This is a genomic window from Microbacterium sp. Leaf151, from assembly GCF_001424225.1.
Classification (GTDB): domain Bacteria; phylum Actinomycetota; class Actinomycetes; order Actinomycetales; family Microbacteriaceae; genus Microbacterium.
This window is the reverse complement of the sequence record NZ_LMOR01000002.1, coordinates 525,741-542,834: the sequence shown is the minus strand read 5'-3', so window position 1 is coordinate 542,834 and position 17,094 is coordinate 525,741. Positions and strand designations below refer to the sequence as shown.

At 69.4% G+C, this 17,094-nt stretch carries 14 protein-coding genes; 3 read left to right on the top strand and 11 right to left on the bottom strand.

All coding sequences use genetic code 11. From position 1 onward, the window contains the following. Positions 1-2 precede the first annotated feature (2 nt). From ASF76_RS06625 to ASF76_RS06595, 7 genes are all read right to left on the bottom strand, one after another. Positions 3-839 carry a shikimate dehydrogenase gene (locus ASF76_RS06625; RefSeq protein WP_055954781.1) on the bottom strand — a complete coding sequence of 279 codons (837 nt, stop codon included), beginning with the start codon at positions 837-839 and terminating at the stop codon, positions 3-5. Beyond that, on the bottom strand, positions 833-2,542 hold the full coding sequence (gene mltG / locus ASF76_RS06620; protein ID WP_082484899.1) for an endolytic transglycosylase MltG: 1,710 nt from the start codon (positions 2,540-2,542) through the stop codon (positions 833-835). The genes ASF76_RS06625 and mltG overlap by 7 nt, the downstream gene beginning before the upstream one ends. Before the next feature lies 1 nt (position 2,543). Beyond that, positions 2,544-3,017, bottom strand: a complete 474-nt coding sequence (ruvX, locus tag ASF76_RS06615) for a Holliday junction resolvase RuvX (protein WP_055954778.1) — start codon at positions 3,015-3,017, stop codon at positions 2,544-2,546. Next, positions 3,014-5,683 (bottom strand): alanine--tRNA ligase, encoded by a 2,670-nt coding sequence (alaS, locus tag ASF76_RS06610; protein ID WP_055954775.1) that lies wholly within the window; start codon positions 5,681-5,683, stop codon positions 3,014-3,016. The genes ruvX and alaS overlap by 4 nt, the downstream gene beginning before the upstream one ends. A gap of 64 nt (positions 5,684-5,747) precedes the next feature. Continuing rightward, positions 5,748-6,092, bottom strand: a complete 345-nt coding sequence (locus tag ASF76_RS06605) for an ATPase (RefSeq protein WP_235561248.1) — start codon at positions 6,090-6,092, stop codon at positions 5,748-5,750. A gap of 338 nt (positions 6,093-6,430) precedes the next feature. Beyond that, positions 6,431-7,060, bottom strand: coding sequence for a 30S ribosomal protein S4 (gene rpsD, locus ASF76_RS06600; RefSeq protein WP_055954772.1), 630 nt, complete (start codon positions 7,058-7,060; stop codon positions 6,431-6,433). A 187-nt stretch (positions 7,061-7,247) separates the two neighbouring features. Continuing rightward, positions 7,248-8,672: a replication-associated recombination protein A gene (locus ASF76_RS06595; protein WP_156459159.1), complete on the bottom strand. Its 1,425-nt coding sequence runs from the start codon at positions 8,670-8,672 to the stop codon at positions 7,248-7,250. A gap of 128 nt (positions 8,673-8,800) precedes the next feature. Between ASF76_RS06595 and ASF76_RS06590 the strand changes: the two genes are divergently transcribed. From ASF76_RS06590 to ASF76_RS06580, 3 genes are all read left to right on the top strand, one after another. Beyond that, entirely contained in the window at positions 8,801-9,097 is a 297-nt protein-coding gene (locus ASF76_RS06590) for a hypothetical protein (RefSeq protein ID WP_055954768.1), read from the top strand. A gap of 81 nt (positions 9,098-9,178) precedes the next feature. Next, positions 9,179-10,951 (top strand): DUF349 domain-containing protein, encoded by a 1,773-nt coding sequence (locus ASF76_RS06585; RefSeq protein ID WP_442922760.1) that lies wholly within the window; start codon positions 9,179-9,181, stop codon positions 10,949-10,951. Between the two features lie 63 nt (positions 10,952-11,014). After that, a complete protein-coding gene (locus ASF76_RS06580) occupies positions 11,015-11,554 on the top strand; it encodes a hypothetical protein (RefSeq protein ID WP_055954763.1) in 540 nt (179 codons plus the stop codon). Here the strand turns inward: ASF76_RS06580 and ASF76_RS06575 are convergent. The 4 genes from ASF76_RS06575 to ASF76_RS06560 form a co-directional block, all read right to left on the bottom strand. After that, positions 11,541-13,790 (bottom strand): RelA/SpoT family protein, encoded by a 2,250-nt coding sequence (locus tag ASF76_RS06575; protein WP_055954759.1) that lies wholly within the window; start codon positions 13,788-13,790, stop codon positions 11,541-11,543. The two genes, ASF76_RS06580 and ASF76_RS06575, sit on opposite strands and share 14 nt — an antisense overlap. A gap of 111 nt (positions 13,791-13,901) precedes the next feature. Further along, on the bottom strand, positions 13,902-14,888 hold the full coding sequence (secF, locus tag ASF76_RS06570; RefSeq protein ID WP_055954756.1) for a protein translocase subunit SecF: 987 nt from the start codon (positions 14,886-14,888) through the stop codon (positions 13,902-13,904). Next, positions 14,888-16,597 (bottom strand): protein translocase subunit SecD, encoded by a 1,710-nt coding sequence (gene secD, locus ASF76_RS06565; protein WP_055954753.1) that lies wholly within the window; start codon positions 16,595-16,597, stop codon positions 14,888-14,890. The genes secF and secD overlap by 1 nt, the downstream gene beginning before the upstream one ends. Positions 16,598-16,645: 48 nt before the next feature. Beyond that, positions 16,646-17,086, bottom strand: coding sequence for a preprotein translocase subunit YajC (locus tag ASF76_RS06560; protein WP_055954750.1), 441 nt, complete (start codon positions 17,084-17,086; stop codon positions 16,646-16,648). Between the last annotated feature and the right edge of the window lie 8 nt (positions 17,087-17,094).

The window sequence follows — 17,094 nt, the reverse complement described above, 5'->3', positions numbered from 1 at the left end:
CCCTAGTCTCCCACGAGCGCGGTGCGCATCGCGGCCAGCACTGCATCCTCGTGGACAACCGGCCGCTGCGGGTCGCCTGTGACGAACACGCGCACCTGCAGCAGCGCCTGGTGCAGCAGCATCTCGAGACCGTTGTGCGCGGCCACCCCGGCTCGCTCCCACGCCTGCGCCAGCGGCGTCGGCCATCCGCCGTAGACGACGTCGACGAGAGGACCGGACCCGGATGCCAGGATGTCGGCGACCGGGCCGAGATCGGTCCCTCCGGGCAGCGCCGCTATCGTCGCATCCACCGGGTCGACCCTGTCGTCGTCGATCGCGCCGATGCGCACCTCGACGCCGAGCGCGTCGCCGAGCGTACGGAGGGATTCGGCGGCTTCCGGGCGGCGTGCGCGTACCTCGATGAGATCCGCACCCACGCGCGCGGCGGAGACGACCGCCGACGTGGCCGTCGCCCCGGCACCGAGCACGCGCACCGCGCCCGGTGAGTGCACACCGATCTCCTCGAGCGCGCGGGCGAGTCCCCCGACGTCGGTGTTGAAGCCGTGGGGGCCGTCGTCGGTGAGCAGGAAGGTGTTGACCGCGCCTGTCCGACGCGCGTCCTCGTCGAGGGAGCGGGCCGTTCGTGCGGCGACCGTCTTGAGCGGCATCGTGAGCGAGAGACCGCGCCAGGTGGCATCCAATCCCGAGAGGTGATCGGTGAATGCGTCGACCGAAACCTGCTGGCGCCCGTACTCCCACTCGAGCCCGAGCACGCCGTACGCCGCCGCGTGCAGCCGGGGCGACCGCGAGTGCGCGATCGGGTCGCCCCAGACGGCCAGGCGCGTGGGTCCGGTCAGCATCCCGAGTTCGGATTGTCGGCGCACCACGCCCGCCACTGGGCGACCGCCTTCTCGTGCTCGCTGTACGTCGAGGTGAAGACGGTCTCGCCGGTGTCGAGGTTGACCGTCACGAAATACAGCCACGGGCCGTCGGCGGGCTTCATCGCCGCGTCGATCGCGAGATCGCCCGCGTTCGCGATGGGTCCGATCGGCAGGCCCGGGTACATGTAGGTGTTCCACGGGTTGTCGCTGTTGCGCGCCTCTTCGGACGTGCTGACCGTTCCGCTGCCCATCTCCCCGGCGCCGTACTGCACCGTCGAGTCCATCTCGAGCTTGCCGAACGTCTCCTGGTTGGAGGGCTGGAGACGGTTCTCGATGACGCGCGAGACCTTGTAGAAGTCTTCGCTGCTGCGGGCTTCCCGCTCGATGATCGAGGCGATGATGAGGATCCGCTCGCGGTCGGCCACGGGCACACCCGCGGCGTCGAGCGACTGCACGGTGCGCTTTACCATCGTGTCGATGACCTGCGTGGCGGTGACACCCTCGTCGAAGTCGTACGTGGCGGGGAAGATCCAGCCCTCGAGCGTCGCGGCCGGTACGCCGTACTGCGACGGGTCGGCGACGGCCGCGTCGAGGTCGGCGCGTGCGAGGCCGAGCTGTTCGGAGATGAGGTCGAGCGACTGCGCGAGCGTCAGTCCCTCGCGCAGCTGCACGGAATAGTTCAGGCGGGTCTCGGGGAGGCGGAGGGCGGCGAGCACCGCCTCGGAGGTCATCTGCTGCTGCAGCTTGTACACGCCGGGCTGGAAGGTGAAGGCGATGGAGTTGTCGACCATGTACTTGTACAGCGAGTTCGACGCCTTCGTGACGCCGGCCTCGAACATCTTCGGGGAGACCGATTCACCGGTGTCGCCCGCGACGATCGTGACGCGCGTCTCACCGGTGGCTTGGCCCGCCTCGAAGTCGACCGGTTCTTCTTGACCGAGGAAGGCCTGCACCCGATCGCCGTAGGTGTTCCACAGCGCCATGCCGCCGCCGACCATGCCGCCGATCAGGAGCACGACGACGGCCAGGGCGATCCACCGGCCGACGTGGCGGCGCTTCCGCGACGGCTGCGGCGCGGGCTGGCCGATGTCGTGCGTGGTGGTCTGACCCGTGAAGAGCTGTTCGAGCGATCCGGATGCCGCGGACCCCGGGGCCGACGATGCGGCGGCAGGGGCGGCACCGGCACCTACGAGAGCGGGCTCGCGTGCGGGTTCGACGTCGCGCGAGGGCGTGCTGCGCCGGCGGGGGCCGGGGGCTGCGTCGCGACCGCCCGCGGTGCGGGTGCTGGGGCGGCGCGCTCCGGCCGTTGGCGCGGCGTCGCGCGGGCGGGCCGGGATCTCCCGTGATCCCGTGTCAGGCGAGGGGTCGTTCCGCACGGCGGAGGGCGGTGCGTCATCCGGTGAGATCTCGGCGGCCGGTCGAGCGACCGGGGCGTCCGGCGCCGGCGCCGGTGTGACTTCTTCGGGGGCGGGGGCCGACGGCGTGTCACTGGGTGCGCGGCGCGCGGCGTCGAACCGCGCGCTGTCCGGAGCGTCGGACGCATCGCCGCCCGCCGCGCGGGCCTCGCGGGCGGCGCGGCGCGACGGCGGTGCGTCGTCGGCGCGTGCTCCCCTGCGCGGGTCGGGCAGACGCCCGTAGAGGTCGGCGAACGGATCGCTCTCGGGCGGCTGATTCTCGGGCATGTCAGGCGGGCTCCTGTCCCGGTGATACGGCGGGTCCGGCCGGCTCACCGGACCTTCGCTCCACGTCGAGCGCCTGCTGCAGCAGCACCACAGCGGCGACTTGGTCCACAATGCTACGAGAGTCACGCTGGGAACGTCCTGCCTCTCGCAGAACGCTGTGCGCCGACACCGTGCTGAGACGCTCGTCGACCAGCCGCACGGGCATAGGCAGAGCCGCCGCGAGCGCCTCCGCGAAGCCCCGTGCGTCGGTCGTCGACGGCGTGTCCTCACCTCGGAGGTTCAGCGGTAGACCGACCAGCACCTCGAACGCCTCGTACTCCGCGGCCAGGGCCGCGATGCGGCGCACCGGCTCGCCCTTGCGCGGCACCGTCTCGACCGGAACGGCGAGTACCCCGTCGGGGTCCGACCGGGCCACACCCACGCGGGCGCGCCCGACATCGATCCCCAACCGGATGCCGCGCCGGAACGCGGTCACGCGGTGGTCGCCCGCACGTCCGCGACGATGCCCTCGAGTGCCTGCGGCAGAGCCGTGGCATCCGTTCCGCCACCCTGGGCGACGTCGGGACGACCGCCGCCGCCTCCGCCGAGGACGCCGGCGGCACCCTTCGCCAGAGCGCCGGCGGCGAGTCCGCGTTCGCGAGCGGCGTCGTTGGTGACGACGACGACCGTGGCGCGGCCGCTCGTGACGCTCGCCAGAGCGACGACCGCGGGGTCGGAGCCCAGGCGGTCGCGCACCTGCAACGCGAGCGAGCGAACGTCGTCGGCCGACGCGCCCTCCCCCAGGCTCTGGGTGACGACGCGGACCGTGCCGACGGCGACGGCCGACTCGACCAGCTGCGGCAGACGTCCGGTGAGGGCCTGCGCCTCGAAGGCGGCGATCTTCTTCTCCGCGGCCTTGAGGCTCGCCGCCAGCTCCGTGATGCGCGTGGTCAGTTGCTCACGGGGTGTCTTGAGCGACGTCGACAGCTGCGACACGATCGCGCGCTCGGCGGCGAGGTCGCGGAAGGCGTCGAGGCCGACCAGGGCCTCCACGCGCCGATTGGAGGCACCGACCGACTGCTCGCCGACGAGATTGACCAGCCCGATCTCGGAGCTCCGGGCGACGTGGGTACCACCGCACAATTCGCGCGACCAGGGTCCGCCGACGTCGACCATGCGCACCGTGTCGCCGTACTTCTCGCCGAACAGCGCCATGGCGCCGGCGGCCTTGGCCTCGTCGAGCGACATCACGCGCGTGGTCACCTCGAGGTTGTCGCGCACGGCGTTGTTCGCGATGTCCTCGATCTCGGTGCGGGTCTCGGCTGACAGGGCAGAGCCCCAGCTGAAGTCGAACCGCATGTAGCCGGCGCGGTTCAGCGAACCGGTCTGCGTGGCGGACTTGCCCAGGGTGTCGCGGATCGCCGCGTGCACGAGGTGCGTCGCGGTGTGCGCCTGCTGCGCCGAGTGGCGGTTCAGCGCGTCGACGACGGTCGTCGCCGGAGCGCCGACCGACACCTCACCGGTGGTGACCTCCACGGTGTGGCTGATGAGCCCCGGCACCGGACGCTGCACGTCGAGCACTTCGAGCTCGTAGCCGGGACCGACGATGATGCCCTTGTCGGCGACCTGACCGCCCGACTCTGCGTAAAGGGCGGTCTCGGCGGTGATGATCTCGGCGATCTGGCCCTCGGAGGCGCGATCGGTACCGTGACCCGCGATCAGGATGCCGAGGACCTTCGACTCCGTCTGCAGCTCGGTGTAGCCGGTGAACACCGTTTCGCCGAGGGCACGGAACTCGCGGTACGCGCTCTGATCGGCGATGGCGCCCTTGCGGGCGCGTGCGTCGGCCTTGGCGCGGGTGCGCTGCTCGAGCATGAGCTGGTCGAAGGAACCGCGGTCGACGGTCAGGCCGGCCTCTTCCGCGATCTCGAGGGTCAGGTCGATGGGGAACCCGTAGGTGTCGTGGAGGAGGAACGCCTCGGACCCCGACAGGGTCGTGCCGCCGCCGATCTTCGCCTCCGCGACCGACTGGTCGAGAATGGCGGATCCCGCCGCGAGAGTGCGCAGGAAGGTCTGCTCCTCGGCGATGGCGTAAGCGGAGAGGCGGGCGTAATCGGCCTCGACCTCGGGGTACGACTCCTTCATCGCGTCGCGCGACGCGGCGAAGAGCTCGGGGAATGTGGCGCCCTCGACGCCCAGCAGGCGCATCGAGCGGATCGCGCGGCGCATGATGCGACGCAGGATGTAGCCGCGACCCTCGTTCGAGGGGGTCACACCATCGGCGAGCAGCATGAGCGAGGAACGCACGTGGTCGGCGACGATGCGCAGGCGCACGTCGTCTTCGTGCGACTCGTGGCCGTACGCCTTGCCGGTGAGCTTCGCTGCGAGATCGAGCACCGGGCGCACCTGGTCGGTCTCGTACATGTTGTCGACGCCCTGCTTGATGAACGCGATGCGCTCGAGGCCCATGCCGGTGTCGATGTTCTTCGCGGGCAGCTCACCGACGATGTCGAAGTCGTACTTCGAGCGCACGTTCGTGATCTCGTACTGCATGAACACGAGGTTCCAGATCTCGACGTAACGGTCGTCGTCGGTGGCGGGACCACCGTCGATGCCGTAGTCGGGTCCTCGGTCGAAGAAGATCTCCGAGCAGGGGCCCGCGGGACCGGGAAGACCGGTGGACCAGTAGTTCGTGTCCTTGCCGAGGCGCTGGATACGCTCCTCGGGCAGCGGGGTGAGCGAGCGCCAGAGATCGCGCGCCTCGTCGTCCTCTTTGTAGACGGTGACCCACAGGTCCTTCGGGTCGAAGGCGAGGCCGCCCTCAGACTCGGGGGCGGTGAGCAGCTCCCACGCGAAACGGATGGCGTCTTCTTTGAAGTAGTCGCCGAACGACCAATTGCCCAGCATCTGGAAGAAGGTGCCGTGGCGGGGGGTCTTGCCGACCTCCTCGATGTCGTTGGTGCGGATGCACTTCTGCACATCCGCGGCGCGCGGGTAGGGCGGCGGCACGACGCCGCTGAGATACGGGATGAACGGCACCATGCCCGCGACGGTGAAGAGCAGGGCCGGGTCGTCGGTGACGAGCGAGGCCGAGGGGACGATCGTGTGATTCTTCTTCTCGAAGAAGTCGAGGAAGCGCTGGGCGATCTCGGCGGTTTTCATGGCGGGTCTTTCCGTGCGCGTGCGCGCTTCGTCCAGCGGCGGCGGGACGGAGGGCGCGGAGAGGTCAGTCGGAGGGCGAAACGGTCTTCTTGGCAGCCGCGGCGGCACTACCGACAGCGTCGGTGGCGTGGTCCACGGCTTCCGCGACGTGACCCGCAGCAGAGGCGGCGACGCCCTTGGCATCGTCGAGGATGTCCGACAGGCGGGTCTCCTGATCGTGGTACGCGTCGCTCATGTGGTCGGTGAACTCGCCGATGCGGGAGTCGAGCTGCGCGAGCAGCTCTTGACCGCGGGGGTCTTTGTTGACGAGGTGGGCGGCGACGAATCCGCCGGCGATGCCCAACGCGAACCAGACGAGGCTTTTCACGATCACCACTTCTTCCTCGATGAGACGCCGCGTTCGCGGCATCCTTCATCGTAGGCGACGGCCCCTGTGCACCGCGCAAGAGAGATCGATGGATGCCGTCTCCCCGGGCCGCCGTGACTGTTCGAATCGGTCGCCGCGGCAGCGTGCCGGCTCCGCGGGGGACATGACGCAGGAGATTCGCCCGATCCGGCCTCCGGGCCGGCGATCGCGGGCCGCCTCGGGTAGTACTCCTGCGTTGTGTCCGCCGACACGGGTCCGGCCACGCGACGCAGCCCCGGACCCGGGCGCCGCAGGCAGGCCCCGGACCGGCACAGGACGCAGCGCGCGCGGGAACGACGAAGGGCGCCGGGGAACCCCGACGCCCTTCTCTGCTCGCTGGATCAGCGGGCGGCGTAGTACTCGACGACGAGCTGCACGTCACACGTGACGGGAACCTCGGCGCGCTTGGGACGACGGAGCAGGCGGGCCTGCAGCGTCGAGAGGTCGACCTCGATGTAGCCCGGAACGGGGGGCAGCACTTCGGCGTGTCCACCGGCGGCGGCGACCTGGAAGGGCTCGAGGCCCTCGCTCTTGGTCTTGACGTGGATCAGCTGGTTCGGCTTGACGCGGAACGACGGGCGGTCCACGAGCTGGCCGTCGACCAGGATGTGGCGGTGCACGACGAGCTGGCGAGCCTGCGCGGTGGTGCGGGCGAAGCCCGCGCGCACGACGAGGGCGTCCAGGCGCATCTCGAGCAGCTCGACCAGGTTCTCACCGGTCAGGCCGTCGGTCCGACGCGCCTCGTTGAACGCGATGCGCAGCTGCTTCTCGCGGATGCCGTACTGCTCGCGCAGACGCTGCTTCTCGCGGAGACGGACGGCGTAGTCGCTGTCGGCCTTGCGCTTGGTGCGGCCGTGCTCGCCCGGAGCGTAGGGACGCTTCTCGAGGTAGCGGGCGGCCTTGGGGGTGAGCGCGATGCCGAGGGCTCGCGACAGACGCACCTTGCGGCGGTCCTGAGACTTCGTGGTCACGAAGTACTCCTTCCGATGACGTGGCCGCGCCTTTCACGGCTCACGGGCGTATCGCCCCCTTCCGCCCGATCCGAAGCGCACGCCGGGGCGCACCGGAGGGTGATCACAGAAAGGAGGGGATGCCCGAAAACCCTGTTTCGAGCCGGTTCATGCTATCAGAGCCGCCCGGACGGCCCGTGTGCGTCGCTCAGGTGCCGTCGAGGATGCGGCGGATCTTCTCGAGCCGCGCCGACACGTCGCGCTCGGCGCCGTGGTTCGTGGGCTCGTAATAGCGGCGTCCGCGCAGCTCGTCGGGGAGGTACTGCTGCGCGACGATGCCGATCTCGCTGTCGTGGGCGTACTTGTATCCCTTGCCGTGGCCGAGGCGCTTCGCCCCGGGGTAATGCGCGTCGCGCAGGTGCATCGGTACGCGGCCGAAACCCCCCGCTCGGACGTCGGCGATCGCGGCGTTGATGGCGTTGTAGGCGGCGTTCGACTTCGCGGTCGTGGCGAGGTAGACGGTCGCCTCGGCGAGGGGGATGCGCCCCTCGGGCATGCCGATGAAGGCGACGGCGTCGGCGGCGGCGACGGCGATCTGCAGCGCCTGGGGGTCGGCCATGCCGATGTCTTCGGCGGCGGAGATCACCAGGCGCCGCGCGATGAACCGCGGGTCCTCCCCGGCCTCGATCATGCGCGCGAGGTAGTGGATCGCGGCATCCGGGTCGGATCCGCGCACCGACTTGATGAAGGCGCTGATGACGTCGTAATGCTCGTCGCCCTGCCGGTCGTAGCGCAGCAGGGCTCGGTCGACGGCCTGGGCGATGTGGTCGGCCGTGATGACCGTCGTGGGCGCGGTGGCGTCCCCGGCCTCCGCCTCACCGTTCTCGTTATCGACGTCGTCGGCCTCGCCTTCGTCGTCGCTCTCATCGGCGGGTGCCGGTGCCGCCGCGTCGAGGTCGCCCGCGACGGCCGCCGCTGCCTCGAGGGCGGTCAGCGCGCGCCGGGCGTCTCCGGATGCGAGGCGGACCAGGGCGGCCCGGGCGTCGTCGTCGAGCTCGACCCGGCCCGCCAGGCCCCGCGGGTCGCGCACGGCGCGGTCGACGAGAGCTCCGAGGTCGTCGTCACCGAGCGGCCGCAGGGTCAGCAGCAGGGAGCGCGACAGCAGCGGCGAGATGACCGAGAACGAGGGGTTCTCGGTCGTCGCGGCGATGAGCACGACCCACCCGTTCTCGACGCCCGGCAACAGCGCGTCTTGCTGGGCCTTGGTGAAGCGGTGGATCTCGTCGAGGAACAAGATGGTCGACTGCCCGTAGAGGTCGCGCTGCGTCAGGGCCTCTTGCATGACCTCGCGGACGTCTTTCACGCCCGCCGTGATCGCCGACAGCTCCACGAATCGCCGCCCCGACGACCGGGCGATCGCCTGGGCGAGCGTGGTCTTACCCGTACCGGGCGGGCCCCACAGGATGACGGAGACGGCGGAGACGGATGCCGACGAGTCGGTCGTGGCGAGAGTGACCAGCGGCGAACCGGGACGCAGCAGATGCCCCTGCCCGGCGACCTCGTCGAGGCTCACGGGCCGCATGCGCACGGCCAGCGGCGTCTGGCCCTGGAAGAGCGCCGAAGAAGGGGTCACCGGTCCAGGCTAACCGGGGCCCCCGACATCGGACCCGTCTTCGCCGGCACAGTGCGGCCGGGAGCCGCGGGGGCTGCGGGCGCGGTGTTTGTAGGATCGACGAGTCCGGACGGGCAGAGGAGGCCGATGTGGCGACGCGCGGAAATGACCGGCAGACGCGGGAGCAGCGGGAACGTGCCCGCGCCTACCAGGCGCGACTCGAGCTGCACGAACGACAGGGACGCCGGCGCACGCGCGACAACGTGATCGCGCTCGTCGTGGGCCTCGTCGTCATCCTGGGGGCGATCGGCGCGCAGACGGCCTACTTCGTCGCGGGGCCCGGGACGCCCGAGCCGGTGCCGACGTCGACCTCCACCCCGAGCACCCCCGCGACCGAGGCGCCGGCGACTCCGGTACCGGATGCCACGGAGTCCGCCGCACCCTGATCCTGTGTCGGCGGGGCGGCTCGTACTAGGCTCGGAGGGTCCTTCTCCCCCAGGCGGCTCTGCCGCGATGAGGTGCTATCCGTGTCTTCCGCTTCCACCCCCGAGACCTCCGACCCGCGCGACGCCGCGAGCAACGCCGAGGCCGACGCTTCTTCCACGACCGAGGTGCAGACCGACGAGGTCTCCCCCACCGCCGGTGAGCAGACGGCTCCGGACGTCGACGGCGCGGACCGCGAACCCGACGGGGTTCCCGACGTCGACCCGAGCGCCGCGGTCGACCCCGTCGCGGACGACGAGGCCACCTCCCCGTCCGACCTGGCCGAGCTCGTCGCTGACGACGAGCCCGTCGCCGACGTGACTTTCGCCGATGTCGAGACCGTCGCCGACGAGCCTGTCGCGGATGCGGATGCCGAGCCCATCGCTGATGAGCCCGTCGCTGACGCGGAGCCCGTCGCTGACGCGGAGCCCGTCGCTGACGCGGAGCCCGTCGCTGACGAGGCCGTCGCAGACGAAGACTCCGCCCAGGATGCCGAACCGGCTTCCGCCGCACCCTCCCCCGCGCAGCCGGCGGCCCGCCCCGGCCCGCGTCTGCCCGGACCGCCCCCCGGTGCGACGGCCTCGAAGACCACGACCCCGCCGTGGGGACGCGTCGACGACGACGGCACCGTGTCGGTTCGTGAGGGAGACGATTGGCGCGAGGTCGGTCAGTACCCCGACGGCACGCCCGCCGAGGCCCTCGCCTACTACCAGCGCAAATTCTCCGACCTGGCCGGCGAGGTCACGCTGATCGAGACCCGTCACCGCCGCGGCGGTGCATCGGCATCCGATCTACGCTCCACCGCCAAGACGCTGCGCGCCAAACTCGACGGTGCGGCCGCCGTGGGCGACCTCGCCGCCCTCATCGCCCGCGTCGACGCGCTCACGGCCGAGCTCGCCGAAGCCAGCGAGACCGAGGCCGTCGCTGCCAAGCAGGCCAGCGAGGAGGCCGTGCGCGAGCGCACCGCGATCGTCGAAGAGGCGGAGGCCCTTGCGGCGCGCGACCCGCAGAGCGTGCAATGGAAGCAGATGACCGCCGACATGACGGCGCTGTTCGACCGGTGGCAGGCGCACCAGCAGAACGGCCCGCGCCTGTCGAAGTCGACCGCTCAGCAGTTGTGGCGTCGCTTCCGCGACGCGCGCGCCACGGTCGATCGCCACCGCCGCGAGTTCTTCTCGTCCCTCGACGAGACGCACAAGTCGGCACGCGAGGCCAAGACGCGTCTCGTCGAGCGTGCCGAGGCGCTCGCTCCGCGCGGCGAAGACGGTATCAACGCCTACCGCGACCTGCTCGACGCGTGGAAGGCGTCGGGACGCGCGGGCCGCAAGGTCGACGACGCGCTGTGGGCGCGCTTCAAGGCCGCCGGCGACGCCCTCTACGGGGCGCGCATCGAGCGGGAGTCCGCCGAGAACGAGGCGTCGAAAGAGAAGATCGAGCAGAAGCGCGCGCTCCTCGAAGAGGCCGCCCCGATCGTCGACGAGAAGAACCTCGCGACCGCTCGTCAGAAGCTGACCGCGATCCAGCGCCAGTGGGACGATATCGGTCGCATCTTCCCGCGAGACAAGGAGCGCACGCTCGACGATGAGCTGCGCAAGATCGAGCTGAGCGTCCGCACGCGCGAAGACGCCGACTGGAAGCGCAACGACCCCGAGCAGAAGGCGCGTGCGAACGACATGACGCGTCAGCTGACCGACGCCATCGACAAGCTCGAGGCGGAGGTCGCCGGGGCCGAAGCCCGCGGCGACAAGCGCGCCGCCGCACAGGCGAAAGAGGCCCTCGAGGCTCGTCGCACCTGGCTGCGCGCGCTGGGCGGCTGATCGGTTCTCCACAGGTCCGACGCTCCGGCGTCCTGGGCGACATCGCCCCGCCACACTGGCGGGATGGTGTCGCCCTTCCTGTTCTTCGCCGACGAGCGTCTCTCACTCGCCGAACTGACCGCCGCGTGCCTCGATGGTCTGCTCGTGCCGCTCGGCGAGGGGTTCATGCCCGCCGACGCCGCCGAGACGCCGTGGATGCGTGCGCGGAGCCTGCTCCCCCTGCTGGGCGAGCGGTGGGCGGCCGTGCGCGGCAGCGCGGCGTGGATCCACGGGGCGGTGTCGGAGGAGCCGACGCCGCATCACGTCCAGAGAGCGGGTGCGACCCGTGCGCGGGCGCGTTCCGACGCCCGCACGATCTTCCACGATGTGCGTCTCGATCCCGTAGACGTGTGCGCGATCGCGGGTGTGAACGTGAGCTCACCCGAGCGGGCGCTCGTCGACCTCGCTCGTTCCGACGACGCTGTTGACCAGGATCTCGCGCGCACCTGGGCGAACACCGATCCACTCGTGCGCCGTTCGGCTGAGGAGTGGCTCGCACGGCATCCGCGGTTCCCTCATGGACGACGCGCGACGGCCCTGCTGACGGGGCCTACGACGAGGTGACGCGGTAGACGTCGTAGACGGCGTCGATGCGTCTGACGGCGTTCAACACTCGATCCAAGTGCACGGTGTCACCCATCTCGAAGACGAACTTGCTGAGGGCCAGCCGATCGTTCGTGGTCGACACGGTCGCCGACAAGATGTTGACGTGGTGCTCGCTGAGTACCCGCGTCACGTCGCTGAGCAGCCCCGATCGATCGAGCGCTTCGACCTGGATCTGCACGAGGAACACGCTCTTGGTGGTCGGTGCCCACTCGACGTCGATCAGACGGTCGGGTTCTTCCTTCAGCGATTTGACGTTCGTGCAGTCGCCACGGTGCACCGAGACACCGCTTCCGCGGGTCACGAATCCGACGATCTCGTCGCCGGGGACCGGTGTACAGCACTTCGCGAGCTTCACCAGGATGTCGGGGGCGCCGCGCACGAGCACGCCGGAGTCGCCGCCGCGCGGAGCCCGGCTGCGTCCGACGGGGATGTCGATGGGGCCGGTGTTGGTCTCTTCGACGCTGACGAGAGCCGTGACCTTCTCGATCACCGATTGCGTCGAGACGTGTCCTTCGCCGACCGCGGCGTACAGCGCGGAGACGTCTTCATAGTGGAAGAGTCGCGCGACCTCGGTGAAGGAGTCCTGGCTCATCAGGCGCTGCAACGGGAGGTTCTGCCGGCGCATCGCTCGGGCGATGGAGTCCTTGCCCTGCTCGATCGCCTCTTCGCGGCGCTCCTTCGTGAACCACCCGCGGATCTTGTTGCGCGCGCGCGTGCTCTTGACGAAGCCGAGCCAGTCCTGGCTGGGGCCGGCGTCGGGGTTCTTCGAGGTGAAGACCTCGACCACGTCGCCGCTCTGCAGCGTGGACTCCAACGGCACGAGACGCCCGTTGACCTTCGCCCCCATGGTGCGGTGGCCGATCTCGGTGTGTACCGCGTAGGCGAAGTCGACGGGCGTCGCCCCCGTGGGAAGACCGACGACGCGGCCCTTGGGGGTGAAGACGTAGACCTCTTTCGCGCCGATCTCGAACCGCAGCGAGTCGAGGAACTCCCCCGGATCGGCGGTCTCGGCCTGCCAGTCGGAGATGTGGGCGATCCACGCCATGTCGGCGTCGACGGCTTTGGCATCCGACTTCGTGCCGGCCATGCGCTCTTTGTACTTCCAGTGCGCGGCGACGCCGAATTCGGCCTGCTGGTGCATCTCGTGCGTGCGGATCTGGATCTCGACGGTACGACCGCCCGGACCGATCACCGTCGTGTGGAGCGACTGATAAAGGTTGAACTTCGGGGTCGCGATGTAGTCCTTGAAGCGCCCGGGCAGCGGCGTCCACCGCGCGTGGATCGCGCCGAGCACGGCGTAGCAGTCGCGCACGGTGCCCACCAGGATCCGGATGCCGATGAGGTCGTAGATGTCGTCGAACTCGCGACCTCGAACGACCATCTTCTGGTAGACGGAGTAGAGCTGCTTAGGTCGACCCATGACACGGCCGCGCACGCGCAACTCACGCAGATCCGCGTCGACGGCGTCGATGACGTTCTGCACGTACTGCTCGCGCTGCGGGGTGCGTTGCTTGACGAGACTCTCGATCTCGGCGTAGAGCTTGGGGTGCATCACGGCGAACGAGAGGTCTTCGAGTTCGCTCTTGATCGCCTGGATGCCGAGGCGGTGCGCGAGCGGCGCGTAGATCTCGAGCGTCTCGGTGGCCTTCTTCGCCGCTTTGTGCGGCGGCACGAAGCCCCAGGTACGCGCGTTGTGCAGGCGGTCGGCGAGCTTGATCAACAGGACGCGGATGTCTTTCGACATCGCCACGATCATCTTGCGGACGGTCTCGGCCTGTGCACTGTCGCCGTACTTGACCTTGTCGAGCTTGGTGACCCCGTCGACCAGCATCGCCACTTCGTCGCCGAAGTCGGCGGCCAGTTCGTCGAGCGGGTAGCCGGTGTCTTCGACCGTGTCGTGCAGCAGGGCGGCGGCGATCGCCTTGGGGCCGAGGCCGAGCTCGGCGAGAATTTGCGCCACCGCGAGCGGGTGGGTGATGTACGGCTCACCGCTCTGGCGCTTCTGACCATCGTGAGCCTTGTCGGCGACGGCGTACGCGCGCTCGATGATCGCGAGGTCGCCCTTGGGGTGATGGGTGCGCACGGTGCGCAGCAACTTATCGACGTCGTCGCGGCGCGCGGCACGGGAGAAGATGCGCGGAACGAGGCGACGCAGAGACGACGGTGGTGGCGCGGAAGACGTGGTCTCGGTCATCGCCACCTCTCCCCTACGGCCAGTCGTCCAAGTCTACGCCCCGACAGGTGAGGCCCCGACATGTCGTCGGGGCCTCCACTCAGGACGAGGTGCTGTGATGCGGGTCCGGCCTCAGGCCGGAACCCCCGCCTTCTCTCGAGCGGCTCGCACGCGTGCGTCGCGCTGGGCCACCGGCTTCTCCTTCTCGCGCAGGAGGGCGTACATCGGCACGGCGACGAACAGCGTCGAGTACGCCGCAACGATGGTGCCGACGAAGATCGACAGCGAAATGTCGCTCAGTGTGCGGGCGCCGAGGGGCACACCGATGAAGAGGATCGCGCCGACCGGCAGGATGGCTACGACGGTGGTGTTGATCGAGCGGATGAGCGTCTGGTTGGCGGCGAGGTTGACCGACTCCGCGAACGTGCGGCCGGATATCTCACCGTCTTCCCGGGTGTTCTCGCGGACCTTGTCGAAGACGACCGTGGTGTCGTACAGCGCATACGACAGGATCGTCAGGAAGCCGATGACGGCAGCCGGTGAGATCTCGAACCCGAAGACGGCGTACACGCCGATGGTGATGACGAGCACGTCGACGAGGCCGATGATCGCCGCGACCGACATCTTCCACGTGCGGAAGTAGATCGCCAGGATCAGGAACGTCAGCGCGAGGAAGATGGAAAGACCCCACAACGACTGGCGGGTGACGTCGTTGCCCCAGGTCGGGCCGATGAACGAGTTCGTGATCTCCGACGAGGGCACGTCGTAGGCGGTGGCGAGCGCGGCCGACACGGCCTGCGCCTCGTCGTTGTCGAGCTGGTCGGTCTGTACGCGAACGGCCTGGTCGTTGATCGTCGACACGCGCGTGGTGGCGCCCGGGAGCACCGACGCGACGGCCTCGGTCGCGAGGGACTGGTCGAGGGATGCCGGGTTCGACACCGTGAACTGCGCGCCGCCGGTGAACTCGATGGAGAACTGCACCGGGCGGAACAACGGCACGAGAGCTGCACCGATGACGAGCACCGCGGCGATGATGAACCACAGGCGGCGACGCTGCACGAACGGGAAAGAGGTCTTGCCCGAGTAGAGGTCGTTACCGAGTTGCGTCATGGAGCGCATCAGTTGTCTCCCTCCTTCGTGGAGCGGCTATCGCCGCGGCCGGCGGCGGCGAGTTCGGCCTGCTTGCGTTCCGCGATGGTCTGACGGCGCTGGGCCTCGCCGCGTGAGCGCTTGGCGCGCGAGGCGTCGGCGACGGGGGCGCGGAACTCTGCGCGACCGCGGTAGACGGCTCCTAGCGCGTGAGGGTCCATGCCCGAGAGCGGGTGCCCCGAGCCGAAGAACCGGGTGCGGGCCAGCAGCTGCATGACCGGGTGGGTGAAGAGGATGAAGATCAGGATGTCGATCGCGGTCGTCAGGCCCAGCGTGAACGCGAAGCCCTTCACCGTGGCATCCGCGAGGATGTACAGCACGACGGCGGCGAGGATGTTGATCGACTTCGAGATGTAGATCGTGCGCTTCGCGCGAGCCCAGCCGTCTTCGACCGCGGCCGTGATCGACTTGCCGTCGCGCAACTCGTCTCGGATGCGTTCGAAATAGACGATGAACGAGTCGGCGGTGAAGCCGATCGTGACGATCAGACCCGCGACGCCGGCGAGCGACAGGCGGAACCCGGCACGCCAGGCCAGGATGCACAGGGCCACATATGTCAGTACCGCCATCACGCCGAGAGAGGCGATGATCACGGTTCCGAGCGCGCGATAGACGATCAGAGAGTAGATCGCGACGAGACCGAGACCGATGAGGCCGGCGATGAAGCCGATCTGCAGCTGCTGCGAACCGAGGGTGGCCGAGACGGTGTCGGAGCTGACGACGGTGAAGCTCAAGGGCAGGGCGCCGTACTTGAGCTGGTCGGCGAGAGCCTTGGACGACTCCTGCGTGAAGCTGCCGGTGATGCTCGGACGGCCGTCGAGGATGGTCCCCTGCATGACGGGCGCCGACAGTACCGAGCCGTCGAGGACGAACGCGAACTGGTTCAGCGGCGGCTGCAGCGCGACCAGGCGCTGGCTGATTTCGCCGAACGTCTGCGTGCCCTGATCGTTGAAGACGAGGTTCACGGCCCAGCGGCCCGTGTTCTGCTCCTGGCCGTTGGTCGCATCGCTGATGTCGGTGCCATTGAGCTCGACGGGGCCGAGGATGTACTTCCCGCCGTCATCGATGCCGCACGTGATCATGGGCTGGTCGGCCGGGGCTTCGGAGGGGTTCGACGGGGGGTTGGCGCAGTCGTACGCGAGGAACTCCGCCTGCAGGGCCGGCGTGATGTAGGCGGGATCGCTGGCGTTGGTGGGCGATGCGGTCGGCGTCGCCGGCAGGGCGGGGTCGGGCGTGGGGTACGGCGTGGAGTTGCCGTCCTCGCCGACGAACGAGGTCGCCTGCGAGCCCGTGAACAGTACCGGACGAAGCTGCAGCTGAGCAGAGCTCTGGATGCGCTCACGCGTCGCCTCATCGGCTTGGCCGGGAATCTGCACCACGATGTTGCGACCGCCCTCGGTCGCAACATCGGTCTCACCGACACCGGACGCGTCGACGCGCTGGCGGATGATCGTGACGGCCTGCTGCAGCTGCTCACTGTCGGGCGCTGCGCCGTCGGTGGTCTGGGCCTGCAGGATGATCTGCGTGCCGCCCTGGAGGTCGAGGGCGAGGTCGGGGGTCCAGGAACTGGCATTGAAGGTGTACACACCCAGGGCGTTGATGCCGAACAGCACGCCGGTGATGGCGAGCAGTCCGGTCAATACGCGCCAGGCGTGACGGACGGGAGTCGAGGGCGCCACGGAATCGGCTTTCTGTGCGGCGGTGAACGAAAGGGAAAGGGAAGGGGATCAGACTGCGGGGCGGTCCTTGTCATCGCGGTCGACGTCGACGGTGTTCTGGCGCGCGGCGCGCTTGTCGTCGCTGATCGACGTGGTGTCGCCGTCGGCGACCCCGGCGATGTACTCGGCCTCGGATTCTTCGGCCTCGATGAACTCGTCTTCGGTGACGGCTCCCTCGATCGGGTCGACGATGCGGAGCACGGCCTGGCTGTGCACCTTGATGACGATGCCGGGGGCGATCTCGACCAGCGCGGGCTTGTCGAGGTCTTCGCCGTCGTATTCGACGATGGTGCCGTACAGACCACCCTGCAGCAGCACCTCGGCGCCGGGAACGGTGTCGCGGGCCTTCTTCTCCTGCTCGGCCTTCTGCTTCTTCATGCGGCGGCGGGAGCTCACGAACATGAACACGAGCAAGCCGGCCAGCAGGAGGGGAAGGAGGAGGCTATCCATGGAGGCGG